Annotated in this window: 22 protein-coding genes; 16 read left to right on the top strand and 6 right to left on the bottom strand. The window is 54.8% G+C overall.

Annotated features, from left to right (window positions below; genetic code table 11):
* The first annotated feature begins 67 nt into the window (after nt 1-67).
* The 9 genes from bolA (at nt 68) to SIK69_RS03465 (ending at nt 10424) form a co-directional block, all read left to right on the top strand.
* Nucleotides 68-385: a transcriptional regulator BolA gene (gene bolA / locus SIK69_RS03505; protein WP_319626706.1), complete on the top strand. Its 318-nt coding sequence runs from the start codon at nt 68-70 to the stop codon at nt 383-385.
* 348 nt (nt 386-733) lie between these two features.
* On the top strand, nt 734-2032 hold the full coding sequence (gene tig, locus SIK69_RS03500) for a trigger factor (protein ID WP_319626707.1): 1299 nt from the start codon (nt 734-736) through the stop codon (nt 2030-2032).
* A 258-nt stretch (nt 2033-2290) separates the two neighbouring features.
* Nucleotides 2291-2914, top strand: a complete 624-nt coding sequence (gene clpP, locus SIK69_RS03495; protein WP_110511663.1) for an ATP-dependent Clp endopeptidase proteolytic subunit ClpP — start codon at nt 2291-2293, stop codon at nt 2912-2914.
* 106 nt (nt 2915-3020) lie between these two features.
* Nucleotides 3021-4295 carry an ATP-dependent protease ATP-binding subunit ClpX gene (clpX, locus tag SIK69_RS03490; protein WP_319626708.1) on the top strand — a complete coding sequence of 425 codons (1275 nt, stop codon included), beginning with the start codon at nt 3021-3023 and terminating at the stop codon, nt 4293-4295.
* A gap of 183 nt (nt 4296-4478) precedes the next feature.
* Nucleotides 4479-6833, top strand: coding sequence for an endopeptidase La (gene lon, locus SIK69_RS03485; protein ID WP_319626709.1), 2355 nt, complete (start codon nt 4479-4481; stop codon nt 6831-6833).
* A gap of 210 nt (nt 6834-7043) precedes the next feature.
* On the top strand, nt 7044-7316 hold the full coding sequence (gene hupB, locus SIK69_RS03480; RefSeq protein WP_002444653.1) for a nucleoid-associated protein HU-beta: 273 nt from the start codon (nt 7044-7046) through the stop codon (nt 7314-7316).
* Nucleotides 7317-7528: 212 nt separating this feature from the next.
* Entirely contained in the window at nt 7529-9403 is a 1875-nt protein-coding gene (gene ppiD, locus SIK69_RS03475) for a peptidylprolyl isomerase (protein WP_319785415.1), read from the top strand.
* A 148-nt stretch (nt 9404-9551) separates the two neighbouring features.
* The gene (locus SIK69_RS03470) at nt 9552-9926 is read left to right on the top strand and encodes a helix-hairpin-helix domain-containing protein (protein ID WP_319785414.1); all 375 of its coding nucleotides are present in this window, start codon (nt 9552-9554) and stop codon (nt 9924-9926) included.
* 99 nt (nt 9927-10025) lie between these two features.
* On the top strand, nt 10026-10424 hold the full coding sequence (locus SIK69_RS03465) for a YbgC/FadM family acyl-CoA thioesterase (RefSeq protein ID WP_319785413.1): 399 nt from the start codon (nt 10026-10028) through the stop codon (nt 10422-10424).
* Nucleotides 10425-10470: 46 nt separating this feature from the next.
* Here the strand turns inward: SIK69_RS03465 and queC are convergent, their stop codons facing one another.
* Nucleotides 10471-11166 carry a 7-cyano-7-deazaguanine synthase QueC gene (gene queC / locus SIK69_RS03460; protein WP_319626713.1) on the bottom strand — a complete coding sequence of 232 codons (696 nt, stop codon included), beginning with the start codon at nt 11164-11166 and terminating at the stop codon, nt 10471-10473.
* 75 nt (nt 11167-11241) lie between these two features.
* Nucleotides 11242-12945: an SgrR family transcriptional regulator gene (locus tag SIK69_RS03455; protein ID WP_319785412.1), complete on the bottom strand. Its 1704-nt coding sequence runs from the start codon at nt 12943-12945 to the stop codon at nt 11242-11244.
* Between the two features lie 114 nt (nt 12946-13059).
* Here SIK69_RS03455 and cof point away from each other — a divergent pair, with 114 nt between their 5' ends.
* Nucleotides 13060-13878: an HMP-PP phosphatase gene (cof, locus tag SIK69_RS03450; RefSeq protein ID WP_319626715.1), complete on the top strand. Its 819-nt coding sequence runs from the start codon at nt 13060-13062 to the stop codon at nt 13876-13878.
* Between the two features lie 64 nt (nt 13879-13942).
* Here the strand turns inward: cof and SIK69_RS03445 are convergent, their stop codons facing one another.
* A complete protein-coding gene (locus SIK69_RS03445) occupies nt 13943-14989 on the bottom strand; it encodes a PLP-dependent cysteine synthase family protein (RefSeq protein WP_319785495.1) in 1047 nt (348 codons plus the stop codon).
* Nucleotides 14990-15104: 115 nt separating this feature from the next.
* Between SIK69_RS03445 and SIK69_RS03440 the strand changes: the two genes are divergently transcribed.
* From SIK69_RS03440 to amtB, 5 genes are all read left to right on the top strand, one after another.
* Nucleotides 15105-15563, top strand: coding sequence for an Lrp/AsnC family transcriptional regulator (locus SIK69_RS03440; protein ID WP_319626717.1), 459 nt, complete (start codon nt 15105-15107; stop codon nt 15561-15563).
* A gap of 162 nt (nt 15564-15725) precedes the next feature.
* Nucleotides 15726-17501: a SmdA family multidrug ABC transporter permease/ATP-binding protein gene (locus tag SIK69_RS03435; protein WP_319626718.1), complete on the top strand. Its 1776-nt coding sequence runs from the start codon at nt 15726-15728 to the stop codon at nt 17499-17501.
* Nucleotides 17494-19272, top strand: coding sequence for a SmdB family multidrug efflux ABC transporter permease/ATP-binding protein (locus SIK69_RS03430; protein ID WP_319626719.1), 1779 nt, complete (start codon nt 17494-17496; stop codon nt 19270-19272). Before SIK69_RS03435 ends, SIK69_RS03430 begins: the two co-directional genes overlap by 8 nt.
* A 256-nt stretch (nt 19273-19528) precedes the next feature.
* Nucleotides 19529-19867, top strand: coding sequence for a P-II family nitrogen regulator (gene glnK, locus SIK69_RS03425; RefSeq protein ID WP_002891893.1), 339 nt, complete (start codon nt 19529-19531; stop codon nt 19865-19867).
* A 31-nt stretch (nt 19868-19898) separates the two neighbouring features.
* Nucleotides 19899-21185 carry an ammonium transporter AmtB gene (gene amtB / locus SIK69_RS03420; RefSeq protein ID WP_319626720.1) on the top strand — a complete coding sequence of 429 codons (1287 nt, stop codon included), beginning with the start codon at nt 19899-19901 and terminating at the stop codon, nt 21183-21185.
* Between the two features lie 95 nt (nt 21186-21280).
* On the opposite strand, the gene tesB is transcribed toward amtB, so the two are convergent.
* Nucleotides 21281-22141: an acyl-CoA thioesterase II gene (gene tesB / locus SIK69_RS03415; protein ID WP_319626721.1), complete on the bottom strand. Its 861-nt coding sequence runs from the start codon at nt 22139-22141 to the stop codon at nt 21281-21283.
* A 218-nt stretch (nt 22142-22359) separates the two neighbouring features.
* Here tesB and SIK69_RS03410 point away from each other — a divergent pair, with 218 nt between their 5' ends.
* Nucleotides 22360-22929, top strand: a complete 570-nt coding sequence (locus tag SIK69_RS03410; RefSeq protein ID WP_319626722.1) for a YbaY family lipoprotein — start codon at nt 22360-22362, stop codon at nt 22927-22929.
* A 34-nt stretch (nt 22930-22963) separates the two neighbouring features.
* On the opposite strand, the gene SIK69_RS03405 is transcribed toward SIK69_RS03410, so the two are convergent.
* A complete protein-coding gene (locus SIK69_RS03405) occupies nt 22964-23275 on the bottom strand; it encodes an MGMT family protein (protein WP_319626723.1) in 312 nt (103 codons plus the stop codon).
* Nucleotides 23276-23337: 62 nt separating this feature from the next.
* Entirely contained in the window at nt 23338-23745 is a 408-nt protein-coding gene (locus SIK69_RS03400; protein WP_319785411.1) for a dTDP-glucose pyrophosphorylase, read from the bottom strand.
* Nucleotides 23746-23754: the final 9 nt, after the last annotated feature.

The following is a 23754-nucleotide window of genomic DNA, read 5'->3' as shown; positions in this document are numbered from 1 at the left end:
AAACGGTAAAAGCGGCTAACATTTAAAGGGAAGGGCGGCATCTCAGCGTTGTCGAAGGAGTAAATTCATGATGATACGTGAACAGATAGAACAAAAATTAAGGGCAGCCTTTGAACCCTTATTCCTCGAAGTGGTGGACGAAAGTTATCGCCACAATGTCCCGGCCGGCTCCGAAAGTCATTTTAAAGTGGTGCTGGTCAGCGATCGCTTTGCCGGAGAACGTTTTCTGAACCGTCACCGAATGATTTACGGCACCTTAACCGCTGAATTGTCCACTACCGTGCATGCGCTGGCGCTGCACACCTACACCGTTAAGGAGTGGGAAGGGTTGCAGGATACTGTTTTTGCCTCCCCGCCATGTCGCGGCGCAGGCAGTATCGCGTAAAATTCGCATTTGCAACTGCCGGAACTTTTCCAGTATGTTGCGTACAGATTAAATGAGAAACGGCCTGCGGGCCGTTTTGTTTTGTTCGGATTTTGAGCGAGTCACGCATTTTGTGGGGCAAAATTACCGCAAAACTGTGAAAAATGGCGCATCCCTGCGTCATTCCCGTTCTCGACTCACTACTGTGATGCCGCTATAATGCTGCGTCTTATTTTCGGAATGTCTTCGGGATGATTCTGGCAACAGGGAATGTACTTCTGCATTGAAGCGAACATCCCGGTTCTGCGAAGCCATCGATACGTGCTTCCAGAGTTGACCGAGCACTAGTGATTTTTTTGAGGTAACAAGATGCAAGTTTCAGTTGAAACCACTCAGGGCCTTGGCCGCCGTGTAACGATTACTATCGCTGCTGACAGCATCGAAAACGCTGTAAAAAGCGAGCTGGTCAACGTAGCGAAAAAAGTTCGCATCGACGGTTTCCGTAAAGGGAAAGTACCGATGAATGTTGTTGCTCAGCGTTATGGCGCTTCTGTTCGCCAGGACGTGCTGGGTGACCTGATGAGCCGCAACTTCGTTGATGCGATCATCAAAGAGAAAATCAATCCAGCAGGCTCCCCGACCTATGTTCCGGGCGAGTACAAACAGGGTGAAGACTTCACTTACTCTGTGGAGTTCGAAGTGTACCCAGAAGTTGAGCTGCAGGGTCTGGACGCTATCGAAGTTGAAAAACCGGTTGTTGAAGTGACCGACACTGACGTTGACGGCATGCTGGACACTCTGCGCAAGCAGCAGGCGACCTGGAAAGATAAAGACGGCGCTGTAGCTGATGAAGATCGCGTGACCGTTGACTTCTCCGGTTCCGTTGATGGTGAAGAGTTCGAAGGCGGCAAAGCGACCGATTTCGTACTGGCAATGGGCCAGGGTCGTATGATCCCAGGCTTTGAAGACGGTATCAAAGGCCACAAAGCAGGCGAAGAGTTCACCATCGACGTGACCTTCCCTGAAGAGTACCACGCTGAAAACCTGAAAGGTAAAGCGGCGAAATTCGTCATCAACTTGAAGAAAGTGGAAGAGCGTGAGCTGCCAGAACTGACTGAAGAATTCATCAAACGTTTCGGCGTGGAAGATGGTTCTGTTGCCGGTCTGCGCGCTGAAGTGCGTAAAAACATGGAACGCGAGCTGAAAGGCGCTGTGAAAAACCGCATCAAGTCTCAGGCGATCGAAGGTCTGGTTAACGCCAACAACATCGACGTTCCTGCGGCCCTGATCGACGGCGAAATCGACGTACTGCGTCAGCAGGCTGCACAGCGTTTTGGTGGCAACGCCAAACAGGCTATGGAACTGCCACGCGAGCTGTTCGAAGAGCAGGCTAAACGCCGCGTTGTCGTTGGTCTGCTGCTGGGCGAAGTGATTCGCACCAACGAGCTGAAAGCTGACGAAGACCGCGTTAAAGGCCTGATCGAAGAGATGGCTTCTGCGTACGAAGATCCGAAAGAAGTTATCGAGTTCTACAGCAAAAACAAAGAGCTGATGGACAACATGCGCAACGTAGCTCTGGAAGAGCAGGCTGTTGAAGCCGTTCTGAACAAAGCGAAAGTGTCTGAAAAAGCGACTTCTTTCAACGAACTGATGAACCAGCAGGCGTAATTAACGCCCTCACGGTTTAAAGTTTGAGCGAAAAACCCGTTGCCCTATGGTAACGGGTTTTTTTATTGCTGTAATAGAGGACGATACGTGCCAAAACGGCGTTTCGGTGTTAGCGTAACAGCAAAATATTGTTATGCTTGAAATAGGGTAGTTTGATCCCCATAACAAGGGATAGCATTACATTGACTGGCTGACGATCCGTCCGCAAGGTTACAATCAGTACAGCAGGTCTTTTCACTTTATATCCAGGAGACGGACATGTCATACAGTGGCGAACGAGATAACTTTGCACCCCATATGGCCCTGGTGCCAATGGTCATCGAACAGACCTCACGCGGTGAACGTTCTTTTGATATCTACTCCCGTCTGCTCAAGGAGCGCGTTATCTTTCTGACCGGCCAGGTGGAAGACCACATGGCGAACCTGATTGTGGCGCAGATGCTGTTTCTGGAAGCGGAAAACCCGGAAAAAGACATTTATCTGTACATCAACTCGCCGGGCGGCGTTATCACTGCTGGGATGTCAATCTATGACACCATGCAATTCATCAAGCCAGATGTCAGCACCATTTGTATGGGGCAGGCATGTTCAATGGGTGCATTCCTGTTGACCGCAGGGGCGAAGGGCAAGCGTTTCTGCCTGCCGAACTCCCGCGTGATGATTCACCAGCCGTTAGGCGGCTACCAGGGTCAGGCGACGGATATCGAAATCCACGCCCGAGAAATCCTGAAAGTTAAAGCGCGCATGAATGAACTTATGGCGCAACACACGGGTCAATCTCTTGAGCAGATTGAGCGCGACACCGAGCGTGACCGCTTCCTTGCTGCTTCTGAAGCAGTTGAGTACGGTCTGGTCGACTCCATTTTGACCCATCGTAAATAATGCCACTACGTCGAGTGCCGCTATACTGAAGGTGGCGGCATTCCGTTAAAACTGGCATTTGCGTCGTCATGTGCGGCACAAAGAACTTAGAAAGAGGTTTGGACTCATGACAGATAAACGCAAAGATGGTTCAGGCAAACTGTTGTATTGCTCTTTTTGCGGCAAAAGCCAGCACGAAGTGCGTAAGCTGATCGCCGGGCCGTCCGTGTATATCTGCGACGAATGCGTTGACTTATGTAACGACATCATTCGCGAAGAAATTAAAGAAGTGGCCCCGCATCGTGAACGTAGTGCTCTGCCGACGCCGCATGAAATCCGCCATCACCTGGACGATTACGTTATCGGTCAGGAACGGGCGAAAAAAGTGCTGGCTGTCGCGGTATACAACCACTACAAACGCCTGCGTAACGGCGATACCAGCAACGGCGTTGAGCTCGGCAAAAGTAACATTCTGCTGATCGGCCCGACCGGTTCCGGTAAAACGCTGCTGGCGGAAACGCTGGCACGCTTGCTGGACGTCCCGTTCACGATGGCCGATGCCACCACGCTGACCGAAGCCGGTTATGTCGGTGAAGATGTAGAAAACATCATCCAGAAACTGCTGCAGAAGTGTGATTACGACGTACAGAAAGCGCAGCGCGGGATTGTTTACATCGATGAAATCGACAAAATTTCCCGTAAATCGGATAACCCATCGATTACCCGTGACGTGTCAGGCGAAGGTGTACAGCAGGCCCTGCTGAAGCTTATCGAAGGCACCGTTGCTGCGGTTCCACCGCAGGGTGGCCGTAAGCATCCGCAGCAGGAATTCCTGCAGGTTGATACCTCGAAGATCCTCTTTATCTGTGGCGGTGCGTTTGCCGGTCTCGATAAAGTGATCGCCAACCGCGTAGAAACCGGTTCTGGTATTGGTTTTGGCGCGACGGTGAAAGCGAAATCCGAAAAAGCCAACGAAGGCGAACTGCTGGAGCAGGTTGAACCGGGTGACCTGATCAAATTTGGTCTGATCCCTGAATTCATCGGTCGTCTGCCGGTCGTTGCTACCCTCAATGAACTGAGCGAAGACGCGCTGATTCAGATCCTGAAAGAGCCGAAAAATGCGCTGACCAAGCAGTACCAGGCGCTGTTCAGCCTTGAAGGGGTGGATTTAGAGTTCCGTGACGAAGCGCTGGATGCGATTGCGCGCAAAGCGATGGCCCGTAAAACCGGTGCCCGTGGTCTGCGTTCCATTGTCGAAGCGGCACTGCTTGATACCATGTACGACCTTCCATCTATGGAAGATGTTGAGAAAGTGGTTATCGACGAGTCCGTCATCGAAGGGCAAACCAAGCCGCTGCTGATTTACGGTGCGACCGAAACTCAGCAGGCTTCTGGTGAATAATTAACCAATTCACTCAGTCATTTAACTAAAAGGGGGATATTTTATCCCCCTTTTACTTTTCCTGTATTCCTGCCGTTGAATGTGTGGGAAACATCCCCATATACTGGATTACATGTTAACGATGGCGTGAAGCACAGTGTCGCCATTGACTACCTGGCGGACATTAAACTAAGAGAGAGCTCTATGAATCCTGAGCGTTCTGAACGCATTGAAATCCCCGTATTGCCGTTGCGCGATGTGGTGGTTTATCCGCATATGGTCATTCCCTTATTTGTAGGGCGGGAAAAATCTATCCGTTGTCTGGAAGCGGCCATGGACCATGATAAAAAAATCATGCTGGTTGCTCAGAAAGACGCGTCAACGGATGAGCCGGGTGTAAACGATCTTTTCACCGTCGGGACCGTGGCCTCTATTTTGCAGATGCTGAAACTCCCTGACGGCACCGTTAAAGTGTTGGTCGAGGGCCTGCAGCGTGCGCGTATTTCCGCGCTGTCTGACGACGGGGAACATTTCTCGGCGAAAGCGGAATACCTTGAGTCTCCGGCTATCGACGAGCGTGAGCAGGAAGTATTGGTCCGCACGGCCATTAGCCAGTTTGAAGGCTATATCAAGCTCAACAAGAAAATCCCACCGGAAGTGCTGACGTCGCTGAATAGCATCGACGATCCTGCACGTCTGGCGGACACCATCGCCGCACACATGCCGCTCAAGCTGTCTGATAAGCAGTCTGTGCTGGAAATGTCCGACATCAACGAACGTCTGGAATACCTGATGGCGATGATGGAATCGGAAATCGATCTGCTGCAGGTTGAGAAACGCATTCGCAACCGCGTTAAAAAGCAGATGGAGAAATCCCAGCGTGAGTACTATCTGAATGAGCAAATGAAGGCTATTCAGAAAGAACTCGGCGAGATGGACGATGCGCCGGACGAAAACGAAGCGCTGAAGCGTAAAATTGACGCCTCTAAAATGCCGAAAGAGGCAAAAGAGAAGGCTGAAGCTGAGCTGCAGAAGCTGAAAATGATGTCGCCGATGTCTGCTGAAGCAACCGTCGTGCGTGGCTATATTGACTGGATGGTGCAGGTTCCATGGACCGCACGTAGCAAAGTCAAAAAAGACCTGCGTCAGGCGCAAGAGATCCTCGATACCGACCACTACGGTCTGGAGCGCGTGAAAGACCGCATTCTTGAGTATCTCGCAGTACAGAGCCGCGTGAACAAGCTCAAAGGGCCGATTCTGTGCCTGGTTGGGCCTCCAGGGGTGGGTAAAACCTCTCTGGGTCAGTCGATTGCCAAAGCTACCGGACGTAAATACATCCGTATGGCGTTGGGCGGCGTGCGTGACGAAGCGGAAATTCGCGGTCACCGCCGGACTTACATCGGTTCTATGCCGGGCAAACTCATCCAAAAAATGGCGAAAGTAGGCGTTAAAAACCCGCTTTTCCTGCTGGATGAAATCGACAAAATGTCGTCCGACATGCGCGGCGACCCGGCATCGGCTCTGCTGGAAGTGCTTGATCCAGAACAGAACGTGGCGTTCAACGATCACTATCTGGAAGTCGATTACGACCTCAGTGACGTGATGTTTGTCGCGACGTCTAACTCCATGAACATTCCGGCACCGCTGCTGGATCGTATGGAAGTGATTCGTCTCTCCGGTTACACCGAAGATGAGAAGCTGAACATTGCCAAACGTCATCTGTTGTCAAAACAGATTGAGCGTAACGCGCTGAAACCAAGTGAAATTACGGTCGACGATAGCGCGATTATCAGCATCATTCGTTACTACACGCGTGAAGCCGGGGTGCGTAGTCTGGAACGTGAAATCTCCAAACTGTGCCGCAAAGCGGTTAAACAGCTGCTGCTGGACAAAACGCTGAAACACATTGAGATCAATGGTGACAATCTCCATGACTATCTCGGTGTACAGCGCTTCGATTACGGTCGTGCAGACAGCGAAAACCGCGTGGGTCAGGTGACCGGTCTGGCGTGGACTGAGGTGGGCGGCGACCTGTTGACCATCGAAACCGCCTGCGTTCCGGGGAAAGGCAAACTGACCTATACCGGCTCGCTGGGTGAAGTGATGCAGGAATCCATTCAGGCAGCGCTGACCGTGGTACGTGCGCGTGCAGAGAAGCTCGGCATCAACGGCGACTTCTATGAAAAACGCGACATCCACGTTCACGTACCGGAAGGGGCAACGCCGAAAGATGGCCCAAGTGCGGGTATTGCGATGTGTACCGCGCTGGTATCTTGTCTGACCGGTAACCCGGTACGCGCTGATGTCGCCATGACCGGCGAAATTACGCTGCGTGGTCAGGTTCTGCCGATCGGCGGTCTGAAGGAAAAACTGCTGGCGGCTCACCGCGGTGGGATTAAGACAGTTCTGATTCCTGACGAAAATAAACGCGATCTTGAAGAAATTCCGGATAACGTGATCGCCGACCTGGATATCCATCCGGTTAAGCGAATTGAGGAAGTTCTGGCGCTCGCGCTGCAAAATGCGCCTTATGGCATGCAGGTTGTGACCGCAAAATAGTGACTTCGCGCAAAGAGCGTTAATAAAAACAGGGCTGGCAGGTGATTTCGCACTTGCCAGCCTTTTTTTGTATAGCTAATTTAGATTGCTGGTTGGGTATGTCATAGACAACGGGTGTTGTAAGGGCATGACACTCCTGATATAACTGCTGCGCCGTCGCATTGCGAAGGATTCCAGTGCGATATAAATTATAAAGAGAGGAAGAGAATAGTGAATAAATCTCAACTGATTGACAAAATTGCTGCAGGTGCGGATATCTCTAAAGCTGCCGCTGGACGTGCGTTAGACGCTTTAATCGCTTCCGTTACCGAGTCTCTGCAGGCTGGAGATGACGTTGCACTGGTTGGTTTTGGTACTTTTGCTGTTAAAGAGCGTGCTGCCCGTACTGGTCGCAACCCGCAGACAGGTAAAGAGATCACCATCGCCGCTGCCAAAGTGCCGGGTTTCCGTGCAGGTAAAGCACTGAAAGACGCGGTAAACTGATCGCTTTCCCTCCCCGGGAATGTGACAAAGTACAAGGGCGCATCAAAAGATGTGCCTTTTTTTATTCCTCCAGCCTGACTTTATGCGACTTTAGGCGCGTAGTAGACTGACAAATAGACTGGTTTCCTGTCACAATACGCCCTCACGCGCGGCGGCTCTCATGCTATGCTGTGCGAGGTATATAGTCACTTACAGCGGAGCGTTGTTACACCATGATGGACTCCTTACGTACGGCTGCGAATAGCGTCGTACTCAAGATTATTTTCGGTATCATTATCGTGTCGTTCATTTTGACCGGCGTGAGCAGCTACCTGATTGGCGGTAACGCAGATTACGCCGCGAAAGTGAATGGTCAGGAAATTGGCCGTGCACAGTATGAAAATGCCGTTGCCAGCGAACGAAATCGCCAGCAGCAGCAGTTGGGCGATCAGTTCTCTGAGCTGGCTTCCAACGAAAACTACATGAAAACCATGCGTCAGCAGGTTCTCAACCGTCTTATTGACGAATCTCTGCTCGACCAGTACGCGAAACACCTCAATCTGGGCATCAGCGATGCGCAGGTGAAAGACGCAATCTTCAAAACTCAGGCGTTCCAGGCGAACGGTAAATTCGATAACCAGCGTTTCAGCGGTATCGTTGGCCAAATGGGTATGACGACGGACCAGTACGCTCAGGCGCTGCGCAATCAGCTGGTCACCCAGCAGCTGATTAACGCCATCGTCGGGTCTGAATTCATGCTACCGGGCGAGACCGACGAGCTGGCCGCGCTGGTTTCTCAGCAGCGCATCGTGCGTGAAGCGACCCTAGATGTGAACGCGCTGTCTGCCAAGCAGCAGGTGAGCGATCAGGAAATCACCAGCTACTACGAGCAGCATAAAAACCAGTTCGTCGCGCCGGAGCAGTTCCGCATCAGCTACATCAAAATGGATGCTGCAAGCTTGCAGGAAACAGCTTCTGATAGCGAGATCCAGTCCTACTACGATCAGCATCAGGATCAGTACACTCAGCCACAGCGCGTACGTTACAGTGTGATTCAGACCAAAACCGAAGCTGAAGCGAAAGCGGCACTGGATGAAATCAACAAAGGCGCGAACTTTGCTGACGTAGCAAAAGCGAAATCCACTGACATTATCTCTGCCAAAAACGGCGGCGACATGGGCTGGCTGGAAGCATCCACCACGCCGGATGAGCTGAAAAATGCGGGCCTGAAAGAGAAAGGCCAACTGTCGGGCGTTATCAAATCTTCTGTGGGTTTCCTGGTGGCGCGTCTTGATGACAACGAAGCCGCTAAAGTGAAACCGCTGGCTGAAGTTCACGATCAAATCGCCGCGAAAGTGAAGCAGGAAAAAGCGCTGGACGCGTACTATGCGATGCAGCAGAAAGTGAGTGATGCCGCCAGCAACGATAACGAATCGTTGGCAGGTGCATCCCAGGTTTCCGGTATCAAAGTGGTTGAGACCGGCTGGTTTGGTCACGACAATCTGCCGGAAGAGCTGAATTTCAAACCGGTTTCTGATGCCATCTTTAACGGTGGTCTGGTCGGGCAAAACGGCACGCCAGGTAGCAACTCCGACATCATTACCGTTGATGGCGATCGTGCGTTTGTTCTGCGTGTCAGCGAGCACAAAGCGGAATCCGTGAAACCGCTGGCTGAAGTCAAAGCGCAGGTGACTGACATCGTGAAGCACACCAAAGCGGTGCAGGAAGCGAACGTGACCGCAGAAAAGCTGCTGACCTCCCTGAAAGCGGGTAAAGGTGATGAGGCGATGAAAGCCGCAAACCTGAGCTTCGGTGAGGCGAAAACTCTGAGCCGTACGGGTCAGGATCCGCTGAGCCAGACCGCGTTCACGCTGCCACTGCCGCAGAAAGACAAACCGAGCTACGGCATCGGGGCGGATATGCAGGGCAACGTAGTTCTGCTGTCGCTGGACGAAGTGAAAGAAGGCACCATGCCGGAAGCACAGAAGAAAGCGATGGTACAGGGTATTACCCAAAATAACGCTCAGGTGGCTTTCGAAGCGCTGATGGCGAACCTGCGCAAAGAAGCGAAAATCAAGCTGGGCAATATTGCGGAACAACAGCAATAACGTCGAGCACGCTCGCAGATTTTCGTAACGCACTGCAATATTTAAAGGCCGCTCTCGCGGCCTTTTCCAATTTTGATCTTTGCCTTTTGTACTGTTAACTCCGGCTGGATAAGGTGGCTTCGCTGTCAACCAACAAGGAGATAACAGCATGAAATCAGGAATCAAAACATTACTACTCGTTCTTACCGTCGCCTTTACCGGGCTCGGCTCACACGCATATGCGGCAACCTCTTCAGGCAAAGCGCAGGCGGAATCGAAAACCACGGCAACGCCACCGGCTGCAACTGACAAAAGCAGCGCCTCCCTTCCTCAGGACAAAAACTCTGGCGACAAGGTCAGCATCAACAGCGCCAGCGCTGAGGAACTGGCTCAGGCAATGAATGGCGTCGGCCTTAAAAAAGCGCAGGCTATCGTCAGCTATCGCGAAGAGTATGGCCCGTTCAAAACCCTTGACGATCTCCGCCAGGTGCCCGGCATGGGCGGCGCATTGGTCGAAAGAAATCTTTCACATCTGATGCTCTGACCGCACGGGAAGTTTGCACAGTAGCAAAAAAATGCCAGACTAAAGAGGTCGTACCAGTGTGCGACCTCTGACTCTATAAATAACAAAGGCTATGGCGCTATGCAGACCCAAATTAAAGTTCGTGGATATCACCTGGATGTTTATCAACACGTTAATAACGCTCGCTACCTCGAGTTCCTCGAAGAAGCCCGTTGGGATGGGCTGGAAAGCAGTGAGGGTTTTCAGTGGATGAGCAGTCATCACATCGCGTTTGTGGTGGTGAATATCAACATCAACTATCGCCGTCCGGCGGTGCTGGGTGACCTGCTGACGGTGACCAGCAAAGTGCAGCAACTTAACGGGAAAAGCGGCGTACTGAGTCAGGTGGTGACGCTGGAGCCTGAAGGCCAGGTGGTGGCAGACGCGCTGATCACCTTTGTCTGTATTGATTTGAAAACGCAAAAAGCACTGGCGCTGGAAGGGGAACTGCGGGAACACCTGGAAGCGATGGTCGAGTAACCATCATGATAACCCCGGCCAGCCATTCGCCGCCGGGGTAGCGCCTTTATTTCAGACCGGTTTTCGCCTTCATGGCGGCCATCACCCCAGCTTTATCCGCCAGGTAATGGTTCAGGCCGTTGGCCCGCAGGGAACAGGCCGCGCAATGCCCACAGCCGTCGCCTTTAATGCCGTTGTAGCAGGTGAGGGTTTCGCTGCGAACCCTGTCAAGATGACCCCAGTAATCGGCGAGCGCCCACGTTTGTGCTTTATCAAGCCACATCAGCGGCGTTTCGAAGCGGATATCTTTCGCCATGCCCAGGTTGACCGCATGGTTGAGTGCTTTAACAAACTCATCGCGGCAGTCCGGGTAGCCGGAGAAGTCGGTCTCACACACGCCGGTGATCACCGCTTCCGCTTTAACCTGATAAGCGTAAATCGCGGTCAGGGTTAAGAACAGAATGTTACGGCCCGGCACAAAGGTATTTGGAATGCCGTTGGCCTCAGGTTCATAGTCAGGAACCGGAATGCTGTCGCGGGTCAGGCTGCTCACCGCCAGTTCATTCAACAGCGTCACGTCCAGCACCTTATGCGCCCGTGCGCCGAGTTTCAGCGCCAGTTCACGCGCCACATCAATCTCCGCGCGATGGCGCTGGCCATAATCAAACGTCACGCAGTGCACTTCGTCATACTGCTGTAAAGCCTGAACCAGGCAAGTCGTAGAGTCCTGGCCTCCGCTAAAGACCACAACGGCGCGTTTCATAGCAAATCCTGTCAATGTTTAAGAAAACACTATGGTAGCGCCTGCGGACGACGTCGACCAGCTACAAGACATGCTTTATGCGTGGGACGACGCGGGCAGCCAGGCCTCCGTAAAATCAAACCAGCCACGGGCGTTCAGGCGAATACCGTTCACGCCCGGTGGGGCACTGATTTTGTACTGATAGTTAAACAACGGCGTCAGCACGGCATTTTCCATTAGATGATGAAAGACGTTTTGTAAGGCGGCATGGCGCGAAGCCGTGTTTTTCTGCGACTGAACCGCGTCGAGCGTGGCCTGAAGATGGGCGTACTGCGCGGCACTGAGGGTGTGCGGCCAAAGAGGATCGCAGCGCAACCACTGCTCGAGTGTGTATTCAGGCGTATCGCCTATCAGCCTGTCTCCCATTATCACATCGGCCTTCGCCAGATCCGGGCAGTTGTCCCAGGTTTTGGCATCGTGGAAAATGACCGTCAGTTCGCAGCCCTTTTCCGCCAGCGCCTGGCGGAGCTGTTCAGCCATGGTGTGGAGTTCCACCGGCAGATGATAAATAAGTGTCAGGGCAGGGGGGAAGGTGACCGTCGACGTATCTTCTGCCAACGGAATGCGCCAGCCTGGCAGCAGTTCATGGCTGGGGGTGATCAGGTTTTCATCCAGCGGCAGGGTTTGCATTAGGGGACTGCGGTGAATCAGCGCAATCAGCTTTTGTGCTTGGGCAGTTGTCAGACGCGGGCTTTTACGCAGTGTCAGATAGCAAAAGCCGAGGCTGATACTGTTGCTGACCAGGCGCAATTTTCGCAGGTCGTCCGCTTCGCCAATCGCCAGCTGAACCGGATGACGGCAGCTGGTGCCTAAATCCTGCTCAAACAGCTGCGGCGTTATCCAGTATTCGATGGTTTGCAACAGCGGGTGGCTCAGGTGATAGCGGCTGTGGCTTTCGAGGCGCACCAGCTCCGGCTCAAAGATTTTCAATCGGAAAGGCCCGGTGCCGAGCGTCGGGTTATCCGGATGCGCCAGCACGCTGCAATAGCTGGCCAGACGGTGCGCGAGCCAGTAGTCCGGTTTAACCAGCGTAAAGGTCAGACACTGGGCGTGCGTGACGTCAATCCGTTGCACGCTGGCGAACAGCGTCCGCAGGGCGGGCAAGCGCAGTAGCATGTCGAGACGTTGATGAAGCTGCACGGTATCAACCGGATCGCCATTGTGCCAGTGCAGCGTGGAGCGAATGTAAAAATACCAACGCAAACCGTCGGCCGACACCTCCCAGTGATGGGCCAAATCCCCCACAGGCTCATCGTGGTTTTGAGAGAAGCGGGTCAGGCCAGAGAAAACCTGCCCGGCCAAATGCTGTTCGGCGCGCCCGGGTAAAAAACCAGGATGCAGGGGCTCGAGTGGGCGATAGTAAGGAATGCGCAACGTCGGGGTGTTGTTCTGCCATTGACCACCGAGAAAGGGGTGTAGCAGCGCCCGCAACTCGGGGGCCGCCAGTTGGGCCAGCTCCAGCGCATTTTGCTGCTGTCCGAGCGTCAGCGCCTGCTCCATCATCTCATTTCGCAGGCTGTCGGGGGTGACATAAAAGGTCAATGTGCCACGTTTTCCGCGCCCGGACTGCGCCTGCCAGTTTAGCCAGCCCGCATCCTGGGCCTGACGCAGCAGCGTGCGAACGTGTCGCTCGCTGCAAAAGCACCGTTCCGCCAGTTCGGCGACGGTTATCTGCTGCGGCGCACCTGCGGAAGGCTGCCACAGGCGCTGGAACTGATTCAGTCGGTTGAGTTGGCGCATCGCCTGTCCTTAAATAAACCCGGAACAATAAATATCATTCATTCACTATTCCTTCCGTATATCTCAGGCGATACTTTCGCACAAGCGACTCTCATCACACTTCCGGGGAAGAACATGGCAAGACTGGCTGCATTTGATATGGACGGGACATTATTAATGCCCGACCATCGCCTGGGTGAGCAAACGCTGAGCACCTTAAAGCGCCTGCATGAGCGGGACATTACCCTGACGTTTGCTACCGGTCGTCATGTCCTTGAGATGCGTCATTTAATTGGCAACCTCTCGCTGGATGCATTCCTGATAACCGGAAACGGGACGCGCATTCACTCTCTGGAAGGGGATGTTCTGCACCGCAGCGATTTAGATCCAGAAGTAGCGGACCTTGTGCTCCACAGCCGCTGGGACACCCGGGCCAGCATGCATGTCTTTAACGACCGCGGCTGGCTGACGGACAGGGATATTCCCGAAATACTGCATGCCCACGTCTACAGCGGTTTCCGCTATCAGCTGTGTGATTTCAAACGTTTGCCTGCGCACGAGGTCACCAAGATCTGCTTCTGCGGCGATCACCACGATCTCAGCCGTCTGCGCATTCAGCTCAATGATGCGTTAGGCGCTCGCGCCCATCTCACCTTCTCGGCGGTGGAGTGCCTGGAAGTGCTGCCGGTGGGCTGTAATAAAGGCGCGGCGCTGTCGACCCTGAGCCAACATCTGGGTATGACTTTGGCGGACTGCATGGCATTTGGTGATGCGATGAACGACAGCGAAATGTTGGGATCGGTTGGCAAAGGGCTGATCATGGGCAACGCCATGCCGCAGTTGAAAGCGGCGTTACCGCACCTACCGGTTATCGGACACTGCCAGAATCAGGCAGTATCCCACTTTTTAACGCATTGGCTGGATACCCCACATCTCCCTTATTCCCCCGAATGAATGAGACCCTTCCAGCGAGCCAGGCATCCTGTGATGTCTGGCTTTTTTCTTTTCTGCAGCGAAACTAGCTCAGCATGTCGGCCAGCGCCGACTGCCACGGTGCCAGTTCACCGATGTTGGCCGCGACCCACTGCGGGTTGTAGTAGGTTTCCAGATAGCGTTCGCCGCTGTCGCACAGCAGTGTCACAATTGAGCCGGTTTGGCCGGCGCTGCACATCTGCGCGGCCAGCTGCAACGCTCCCCACATATTGGTGCCCGTTGAAGCGCCCACCTTACGGCCAAGCTGAGTTTCCAGCCAGTGTGCAGTGGCGACGCTCGCGGCATCCGGAACGCGTAGCATGTTGTCGACCACGTCAGGAATAAACGACGGCTCGACGCGCGGGCGACCGATCCCTTCAATTTTGCTGCCCACCGGGCTGCGCAACGTACTGTCGCGCTGCTGCCAGAAGTCCATAAACACCGAGTTCTGCGGATCAACCACCGTTAACTGCGTGTCAAACCCCTGACAGCGAATGTAGCGCCCGATGGTGGCAGAGGTGCCGCCAGTGCCCGCGCTCATCACGATATGCGCCGGAACCGGGTTTGGCTCGTGCTGCATCTGACGGAAAATGCTGTCGGCGATATTGTTATTGCCGCGCCAGTCGGTAGCGCGTTCGGCGAAGGTGAACTGATCCATATAATGGCCGTTCAGCTCGCGGGCCAGCATTTCAGAGGCCTCATAAATTTCGCAGGCGCTTTCCACGAAGTGACAGCGACCGCCGTAAAATTCAATCTGCTCAATTTTGCGTTTCGCGGTGCAGGAAGGCATTACCGCGATAAATGGCAGGCCGAGCAGGCGGGCAAAATAGGCCTCTGATACCGCCGTCGATCCCGACGAGGATTCAATGATCGTGGTGCCTTCTTTGATCCAGCCGTTGCATAAGCCGTACAAAAAAAGCGAGCGCGCCAGGCGGTGCTTGAGGCTTCCGGTCGGGTGTGTACTTTCATCTTTCAGATACAGCTGAATGCCGGGGAAGGCTGGCAGCATCAGACGAATCAGGTGCGTGTCAGCCGAACGCTGGTAGTCGGCGTTAATTTCACTGATCGCGTGTTTTACCCATGCGCTATTCATCATTACTTTCCGTTTGTCATTTTGTGCCTAGCTTAGCGGAAAGCACGGAAAAAATTGTTGCTATTTGACCTTTGCAATACACTTACCGGAGAAAAAATTTCTCTGCGAGTGGCGAATGATAGATAAAATTGACCGTAAGCTGCTGGCGTTGCTGCAGGAGGATTGCACCCTCTCTTTGCAGGCGCTGGCCGATGCCGTTAATCTGACCACCACACCCTGCTGGAAGCGCCTGAAACGCCTCGAAGACGACGGCATTTTACGCGCGAGGGTGGCGCTGCTGGATGCGGAAAAACTCGGGCTCGGGCTGACGGCATTTGTGCTGATCAAAACCCAGCATCACAGCAGCGAATGGTACAGCCGCTTTGTGTCTCAGGTGACGCAAATGCCCGAAGTGCTGGGCTTCTGGCGCATGGCAGGCGAGTACGACTATCTGTTGCGGGTTCAGGTAGCGGATATGAAACGCTACGACGACTTTTACAAACGACTGGTTAACAGCGTGCCGGGTTTATCTGACGTGACGTCGAGTTTTGCGATGGAACAGATTAAGTACACCACCGCGCTGCCGGTCGAGTAAGCTCTGACCGCCAGGCTATTTTATTTGCCCCTTTGGGCCCGTGCAGTGCTCACAACCCTCACGTACTTCATGTACGCTCCGGTTGTTCCGCGCTGTACGGACCCAAATGGGCTGCAACAATAACGCCTGCTCGTCCAGGCTTAATTCTCTGGGTATTTCTGCGTGCGATTATTTGCTCAACTCAGCTGGTACTTCCGCCGGGAATGGCGTCGCTATTTCGGAGCGGTCCTGCTGCTTATCATTATTGCCATTCTGCAGCTGATCCCGCCGAAAGTGGTGGGCTACGTGGTGGACGGCGTGACGCAACAGCATTACACCACTACGCGAATTATGATGTGGGTGGCGACGCTGGCGCTGATTGCGGTGGTGGTCTATCTGCTGCGCTACGTCTGGCGCGTGCTGTTGTTCGGCGCGTCCTATCAACTCGCGGTTGAACTCCGCGAAGATTATTATCGCCAGCTCAGCCGTCAGCATCCTGAATTCTATTTGCGTCACCGTACCGGGGATTTGATTGCCCGTGCCACCAATGACGTCGATCGGGTAGTGTTTGCCGCCGGGGAAGGCGTACTGACGCTGGTGGATTCGCTGGTGATGGGGTGTGCGGTGCTGATTGTGATGTCGACTCAGATTAGCTGGGAGCTGACGCTGCTGGCGCTGGTGCCGATGCCGATTATGGCAATTGTGATTAAACGTAACGGCGACACGCTGCATGAGCGCTTCAAGCTGGCGCAGGCGGCATTCTCTGGCCTGAACGATCGCACTCAGGAAAGCCTGACCAGTATCCGGATGATCAAAGCCTTCGGCCTGGAAGACCGGCAGTCGGCGCAGTTTGCCGCCGAAGCGGCGGACACCGGTGCGAAAAACATGCGTGTGGCACGGGTGGACGCGCGTTTCGACCCTACCATTTATATCGCCATCGGCATGGCTAACCTGCTGGCGATTGGCGGCGGGAGCTGGATGGTGGTTCACGGTAGCTTGACCCTCGGCCAGCTCACCAGCTTCATGATGTATCTTGGGCTGATGATTTGGCCAATGCTGGCGCTGGCGTGGATGTTCAATATCGTCGAGCGTGGCAGTGCGGCCTACAGCCGCATCCGCGCGATGCTGGCAGAAGCGCCGGTGGTTAACGACGGTACGCAGATACTGGCCCCGGAGCGCGGCAGTCTGGCGGTGAATATCCGTGAATTTAATTATCCGCAAACTGAAAAGGCGACGCTGACCAACGTGCAGTTCAGACTCGCACCGGGACAGATGCTGGGCATTTGTGGCCCAACGGGGGCCGGGAAAACTACGGTGTTGTCACTCATTCAACGTCACTTCGATGTCACGCAGGGCGATATTCGATTTCAGGATATTCCGCTGACCGCGCTCCAGCTTGACGGCTGGCGCAGCCGCCTGGCGGTGGTCAACCAGACGCCTTTCCTGTTCTCCGATACCGTGGCGAGCAACATTGCGCTCGGCAAACCGGGGGCGACGCAGGAAGAGATTGAACATGTCGCCAGGCTTGCCAGCGTACATGAGGACATTCTGCGTCTGCCGCAGGGCTATGATACCGAAGTGGGCGAACGCGGGGTGATGCTCTCCGGTGGACAGAAGCAGCGGCTTTCAATCGCCCGCGCACTGCTGCTGGATGCTGAAATCCTGATCCTCGACGATGCGTTGTCCGCGGTGGACGGACGCACCGAACACCAAATCCTGCATAACCTGCGCCAGTGGGGCGAAGGACGCACGGTTATCATCAGCGCGCACCGCCTGTCGGCCCTGACCGAAGCCAGTGAAATTATCGTCATGCAGCACGGACACATCGCCCAGCGCGGGGAACATGAACAGCTGGCGACGCAGCCGGGCTGGTATCGCGACATGTATCGCTATCAGCAGCTGGAGGCGGCGCTCGATGATGTACCAGAAGAACCGCGGGAGGAGGACACTGATGCGTAATTTTGGACAGCTGTGGCCGACGCTTAAACGCCTGCTTGCTTATGGTTCACCATGGCGCAAACCGCTGACGATAGGCATGTTGATCATGTGGGTGGCCGCGGCGGCGGAAGTTACCGGCCCACTGCTGATCAGCTATTTCATCGACAACATGGTGGCGAAAAGCTATCTCCCTTGGGGCATTGTTGTGGGTCTGGCGGCAGCCTATATCGGGCTCCAGCTGCTGGCGGCTTCGCTGCATTATGTGCAGTCGCTGTTGTTCAATCGGGCCGCGGTCGGCGTGGTGCAACAGCTGCGCACCGATGTGATGGATGCCGCACTGCGCCAGCCGCTCAGCGAGTTTGACGTTCAGCCGGTGGGGCAGTTAATTTCCCGCGTTACCAACGATACCGAGGTTATCCGTGATCTGTACGTGACCGTGGTTTCCACGGTGCTGCGCAGCGCGGCGTTGATTAGCGCCATGCTGGTGGCGATGTTCAGTCTCGACTGGCGGATGGCGCTGGTGGCGATTGCCATCTTCCCCGCAGTGACCGTGGTGATGGTTATCTATCAGCGTTACAGCACGCCGATTGTACGCCGGGTGCGAGCTTACCTGGCAGACATCAATGACGGCTTCAACGAAGTGATCAACGGGATGAGCGTAATCCAGCAGTTCCGCCAGCAGGCCCGTTTCGGCGAAAGAATGGGGGAGGCAAGCCGCTCGCATTATATGGCGCGGATGCAGACCCTGCGCCTGGACGGTTTTCTGCTGCGCCCACTGCTGAGCCTGTTTTCCTCCCTGATCCTCTGCGGCCTGCTGATGCTGTTCGGCCTGAGCACCACCGGCACGATTGAAGTCGGGGTGCTGTATGCTTTTATCAGTTATCTCGGGCGCTTGAACGAACCATTGATTGAACTCACCACCCAGCAGTCGATGCTGCAACAGGCGGTGGTGGCGGGCGAGCGTGTGTTCGAGTTGATGGACAAGCCGCGCCAGACCTACGGTGACGACCCACGACCGCTGCAAAGCGGGGCCATTGACGTGGATAATGTTTCATTCGCCTATCGTGGCGATCGGCTGGTGCTGGAAGATATACAGCTCAGCGTACCGTCGCGTAACTTTGTGGCGCTGGTCGGGCATACCGGCAGTGGTAAAAGCACCCTCGCCAGCCTGCTGATGGGCTACTACCCGCTGAGCCAGGGTGAAATTCGCCTTGATGGCCGACCGCTCTCCTCGCTCAGCCATAGCGTGCTGCGTCAGGGGGTGGCGATGGTGCAACAGGACCCGGTGGTGTTGGCCGAATCGTTCTTTGCCAACGTCACGCTGGGGCGCGATATCAGCGAAGAACAGGTCTGGCAGGCGCTGGAAACCGTACAGCTTGCGGACCTGGCGCGCGGCATGGCTGACGGGATTTATACCCGGCTCGGTGAGCAGGGCAATAACCTTTCTGTTGGGCAGAAACAGCTCCTGGCGCTGGCACGTGTGCTGGTCGATACGCCGCAAATTTTGATCCTCGACGAAGCTACCGCCAATATCGATTCCGGCACCGAGCAGGCGATTCAGCAGGCGCTAGCGCTGGTTCGCCAGCGCACTACGTTGGTGGTCATTGCTCACCGCCTGTCGACCATTGTCGATGCGGATACCATCCTGGTGCTGCATCGGGGTCAGGCGGTGGAACGCGGCACCCATCAGCAACTACTTGAAGCGCAAGGCCGTTACTGGCAGATGTATCAACTCCAGCTGGCCGGGGAGGAGTTGGCGGCGAGCATCGAAGAAGAATCGCTTATCGCCTGATGCACCATCATTAAGCAATTTACTGATGCCAGCCGCGAGCTGGTGCAAAAATAAAACGCACCTTGCACTGCCTTGGTGCGTTTTTATTTTGCGACCCCTCTCTGATTTTTTCTTTCTTCATATGATCCGGCTCTGCGCCCCACACAAAAAGCCAGAACGCTCTGAATGACGCCAGTTTTTTACTTCTGGCATGCCGATTGCTTTATCTCCTCTGTGTTAGCTGCCGCCATTACCGAATTCTGACTGGAGGGGATCTATGAAGCTCGTTACCGTGGTGATTAAACCATTCAAACTCGAAGACGTTCGTGAAGCGCTGTCTTCCATTGGTATTCAGGGGCTGACCGTTACCGAAGTGAAAGGCTTCGGGCGTCAAAAAGGCCATGCCGAGCTATACCGCGGGGCAGAATATAGCGTCAACTTTCTGCCGAAGGTGAAAATCGATGTGGCGATCGCCGACGATCAACTTGATGAAGTGATCGACGTGATCAGTAAAGCGGCGTACACCGGCAAAATTGGCGACGGCAAAATCTTTGTCGCCGAGCTGCAACGGGTCATTCGTATTCGTACCGGCGAAGCCGACGAAGCGGCTCTGTAACTCCTGGCACACAGTGATAGGGATCGAAAAAATGAACAAAATACTGCTGAAAATTGCCCCTGGTGTTCTGGCCCTGCTGCCGGGACTGGCTCTGGCGGCACCTGCGGTGGCCGATAAAGCCGACAACGCCTTTATGATGATCAGCACCGCGCTGGTGCTGTTTATGAGTATCCCCGGCATCGCCCTGTTTTACGGCGGTCTGATCCGGGGGAAAAACGTGCTGTCGATGCTGACGCAGGTCACCGTCACCTTCGCACTGGTGTGCGTGCTGTGGGTGGTTTACGGCTACACCCTGGCGTTCGGCACCGGCGGGAGCTTCTTCGGCAGTTTCGACTGGGTGCTGTTGAAAGGCATCGAACTGAAAGCGCTGATGGGCACCTTCTATCAGTACATTCACGTAGCCTTCCAGGGCTCGTTCGCCTGTATCACCGTAGGCCTGATTGTCGGCTCGCTGGCGGAACGTATTCGCTTCTCCGCGGTACTGATTTTCGTGGTGGTGTGGATGACCTTCTCCTACGTGCCGATCGCGCACATGGTATGGGGTGGCGGTTTGCTGGCCACGCATGGCGCGCTGGACTTCGCGGGCGGGACGGTGGTTCACATCAACGCCGCCGTCGCAGGCCTGGTGGGTGCATACCTGATTGGCAAACGCGTGGGCTTTGGCAAAGAAGCGTTCAAACCGCATAACTTGCCAATGGTCTTCACCGGCACCGCTATTCTGTATGTCGGCTGGTTTGGCTTTAACGCCGGTTCAGCAAGCGCTGCCAATGAAATTGCTGCGCTGGCGTTCGTTAATACCGTGGTGGCTACCGCAGCCGCCATCCTGGCCTGGGTCTTCGGCGAGTGGGCGGTACGAGGTAAACCGTCTCTGCTGGGTGCCTGTTCCGGCGCGATTGCGGGGTTGGTCGCGGTCACTCCGGCCTGTGGTTACATCGGCGTGGGCGGTTCCCTGATCGTCGGTATCGCGGCGGGTCTGGCGGGGCTGTGGGGCGTCACTGCCCTGAAACGCTGGCTGCGCGTGGATGATCCTTGCGATGTGTTCGGCGTGCACGGCGTGTGCGGAATTGTCGGCTGTATTCTGACCGGGATCTTCGCCTCCACGTCACTGGGTGGCGTCGGTTATGCCGAAGGCGTGACCATGAGCCATCAGGTTCTGGTGCAACTGGAAAGTATCGGTCTGACGATTGTCTGGTCTGGCGTGGTGGCCTTCATCGGCTACAAACTGGCTGACCTGACCGTAGGCCTGCGTGTTCCGGAAGAGCAGGAGCGCGAAGGTCTGGACGTCAACAGCCACGGCGAGAATGCGTATAACGCGTGATAGTAAGCAAACGGCAACTCTGGTTGCCGTTTTAGTGTTTGCACCCTCTCCCGGTGGGAGAGGGCTTGGGGTGAGGGCATCAGGCCTTACCAATCTTAGTTGCGATTACGCATCACGCCTTCCTGAACCGTTGAAGCCACCAGCACGCCATCCTGAGTATAAAACTCACCGCGCACAAAGCCGCGAGCGCTGGATGCCGAGGTGCTCTCCACGCTGTACAGCAGCCACTCATTCATATTGAACGGGCGGTGGAACCACATCGAATGATCGATAGTTGCCACCTGCATCCCTTTCTCAAGGAACCCAACGCCGTGCGGCTGAAGCGCCACCGGGAGGAAGTTAAAGTCTGAGGCGTAGCCCAGCAGATACTGGTGCACACGGAAATCATCGGCCACCGTGCCGTTGGCGCGGATCCAGACCTGGCGTTTCGGTTCAGCCACATGGCCTTGCAGCGGGTTATGGAACTCTACCGGACGGATCTCCAGCGGTTTGTCACAGAGAAACTTTTCTTTTGCCTGCGGGGGCAGCAGATGCGCCAACTGGCGGGCGATATCGGTTTCCGACCGCAGACCGTCCGGGGCAGGGGCGACCGGCATCGGTTTCTGATGTTCATAACCCGATTCGGGGGCCTGGAACGAGGCGGTCATATAAAAAATTGGCTTGCCGTTCTGAATGGCCGCCACCCGACGAGCGCTAAAACTGTTGCCGTCGCGCAGCACTTCCACGTCGTAGACAATGGGTTTCTGGCTGTCGCCAGGGCGCAGGAAATAGCTGTGGAAAGAGTGAACCAGTCTGTCGACCGGGACGGTTTCTTTGGCAGCATACAGCGCCTGACCCACCACCTGACCGCCAAATACCTGACGTAAGCCCAGATCCTCACTCTGGCCGCGGAACAATCCCTCTTCAATTTTTTCCAGATTTAACAGGGTTAGCAGATTAGAGAGAGCCTGACTCATAAATGTCCTCAAAGATAAAAAGACCGCGGCGTGGCGCGGGAATAGCCACAGTATAACGCAGAATACGAAGTGGTCCGATGGGTGCAATTATCTGAATAACGGCCCGATTACAGGCAAATATCTGAGATCTGTGCCACACTTACCAAGTCGCAAATGTTTCAACTACACACTCTTGCGGGATAAAATCCCGCGAGTGCATGGATGATAAGGAGAACATAATGAAAGTCGTGCACATGTTAAGTGGTTTAGCGGTTGCGGTTGCACTGTCTGCCTGCGCTGATAGAAGTGCTGATATCAAGACACCGGCACCCAGCCCGAACCCCTCTGAGGCCACACAGCCGGTAATTCAGCAACCTAACGTTTCCGGTACGGCGTGGATCCGCCAGAAAGTGGCTCTGCCACCGGATGCCGTGCTGACGGTCACGCTGTCTGATGCCTCTTTGGCGGACGCACCGTCTAAGGTCATCTCGCAGAAAGTGACGCGTACCGAAGGTAAACAGGCCCCGTTCAGCTTCGTGTTGCCGTATAACCCGGCAGATATCCAGCCTAATGCGAGGATCTTGCTGAGTGCGGCAGTAACCATCAACGATAAACTGGTGTTTATTACCGATACGGTTCAGCCTGTTATCAACAACGGCGGAACCAAAGCCGACCTGACGCTGGTTCCGGTGCAGCAAACTGCGATGCCGATGGCGACAGGGGGTGGTGCGGCGACGACGGTGCCATCAACGTCTCCAACTCAGGTGAGTCCGTCTTCTGCGGACTCTGCGCCGACGCAAATCCCATAACGTCGACGTTCCCTCCTCCGTTAGGAGGAGGGAATCAGTAATTCCAGCGATAGCGCTGCATATCGATTTTCCCACTCCCCGACACCTGTACACCTTCTGACAGCAAGGCCTGGCGCTGACGCTGAAGATCAGGCCCGGTGAGGGAGATATTCCCATGACGATTCACCACCCGATGCCACGGCAACGCTGAGCCTTCGGGTAAACGTTTCAGTACGCCCCCAACCTGACGGGCTGCTCGTGGTGAACCGGCCAACCTCGCGACGTCGCCATAGGTCGTCACTGTCCCTTCCGGGATAGCGGCCACAATTTGCCATACCCGGTGCGGGAATGAATCAACAGGTTCCATAGTGCTTTCCAACGGGGAAAAGCACAGGATAAGCGACGCCTTGCGCGATGTGAAGGCTGGCGTTACTCCGGCTGCTGGAAGGTAAATTCCAGGGCCAGACCAATCACCTGCGAGGTGCTTGGGGCAAATTCGTCGGGTTTTACCACCTGGTTCTCGAGGAATTTCAGTTTTCTTGATGCCGTATTAATAATCAGCTTCCCGCGCAGTTCTGGCAGGATCATCGTACTGATGGGATAGATCACGCGGCCTGATGCCGCGACCGGGATCCTGCGTAGCGGAACGTGTCCAAGCACGCCTAGTGAGGCGAACAGCACTGCCACGGGTGTCACAAACAGCAATGCATTGGGATTGATACTGACAAAATCGAGGATAACATTTGGGCGCAAGTAGTTCAGGCCCTGATGGGGCAGAGTCACTTCAGCAATAGCGGGCATTGGCAGAGTATGTGTCAAAGGCAGTGATTTGATCATTGTTGACCC

It is taken from the genome of Scandinavium lactucae, assembly GCF_033843265.1.
GTDB lineage: Bacteria > Pseudomonadota > Gammaproteobacteria > Enterobacterales > Enterobacteriaceae > Scandinavium > Scandinavium lactucae.
Note: the sequence above shows the minus strand (reverse complement) of the source record. Positions and strands in the feature narration are given on the sequence as shown.

Excerpts from the sequence above, each read along its gene's own strand:
- bolA (WP_319626706.1), top strand. The coding sequence starts at position 68 with ATGATGATACGTGAACAGATAGAACAAAAATTAAGGGCAGCCTTTGAA.
- tig (WP_319626707.1), top strand. The coding sequence starts at position 734 with ATGCAAGTTTCAGTTGAAACCACTCAGGGCCTTGGCCGCCGTGTAACG.
- clpP (WP_110511663.1), top strand. The coding sequence starts at position 2,291 with ATGTCATACAGTGGCGAACGAGATAACTTTGCACCCCATATGGCCCTG.
- clpX (WP_319626708.1), top strand. The coding sequence starts at position 3,021 with ATGACAGATAAACGCAAAGATGGTTCAGGCAAACTGTTGTATTGCTCT.
- lon (WP_319626709.1), top strand. The coding sequence starts at position 4,479 with ATGAATCCTGAGCGTTCTGAACGCATTGAAATCCCCGTATTGCCGTTG.
- ppiD (WP_319785415.1), top strand. The coding sequence starts at position 7,529 with ATGATGGACTCCTTACGTACGGCTGCGAATAGCGTCGTACTCAAGATT.
- SIK69_RS03470 (WP_319785414.1), top strand. The coding sequence starts at position 9,552 with ATGAAATCAGGAATCAAAACATTACTACTCGTTCTTACCGTCGCCTTT.
- SIK69_RS03465 (WP_319785413.1), top strand. The coding sequence starts at position 10,026 with ATGCAGACCCAAATTAAAGTTCGTGGATATCACCTGGATGTTTATCAA.
- queC (WP_319626713.1), bottom strand. The coding sequence starts at position 11,166 with ATGAAACGCGCCGTTGTGGTCTTTAGCGGAGGCCAGGACTCTACGACT.
- SIK69_RS03455 (WP_319785412.1), bottom strand. The coding sequence starts at position 12,945 with ATGCGCCAACTCAACCGACTGAATCAGTTCCAGCGCCTGTGGCAGCCT.
- cof (WP_319626715.1), top strand. The coding sequence starts at position 13,060 with ATGGCAAGACTGGCTGCATTTGATATGGACGGGACATTATTAATGCCC.
- SIK69_RS03445 (WP_319785495.1), bottom strand. The coding sequence starts at position 14,989 with ATGAATAGCGCATGGGTAAAACACGCGATCAGTGAAATTAACGCCGAC.
- SIK69_RS03440 (WP_319626717.1), top strand. The coding sequence starts at position 15,105 with ATGATAGATAAAATTGACCGTAAGCTGCTGGCGTTGCTGCAGGAGGAT.
- SIK69_RS03430 (WP_319626719.1), top strand. The coding sequence starts at position 17,494 with ATGCGTAATTTTGGACAGCTGTGGCCGACGCTTAAACGCCTGCTTGCT.
- glnK (WP_002891893.1), top strand. The coding sequence starts at position 19,529 with ATGAAGCTCGTTACCGTGGTGATTAAACCATTCAAACTCGAAGACGTT.
- amtB (WP_319626720.1), top strand. The coding sequence starts at position 19,899 with ATGAACAAAATACTGCTGAAAATTGCCCCTGGTGTTCTGGCCCTGCTG.
- tesB (WP_319626721.1), bottom strand. The coding sequence starts at position 22,141 with ATGAGTCAGGCTCTCTCTAATCTGCTAACCCTGTTAAATCTGGAAAAA.
- SIK69_RS03410 (WP_319626722.1), top strand. The coding sequence starts at position 22,360 with ATGAAAGTCGTGCACATGTTAAGTGGTTTAGCGGTTGCGGTTGCACTG.
- SIK69_RS03405 (WP_319626723.1), bottom strand. The coding sequence starts at position 23,275 with ATGGAACCTGTTGATTCATTCCCGCACCGGGTATGGCAAATTGTGGCC.
- SIK69_RS03400 (WP_319785411.1), bottom strand. The coding sequence starts at position 23,745 with ATGATCAAATCACTGCCTTTGACACATACTCTGCCAATGCCCGCTATT.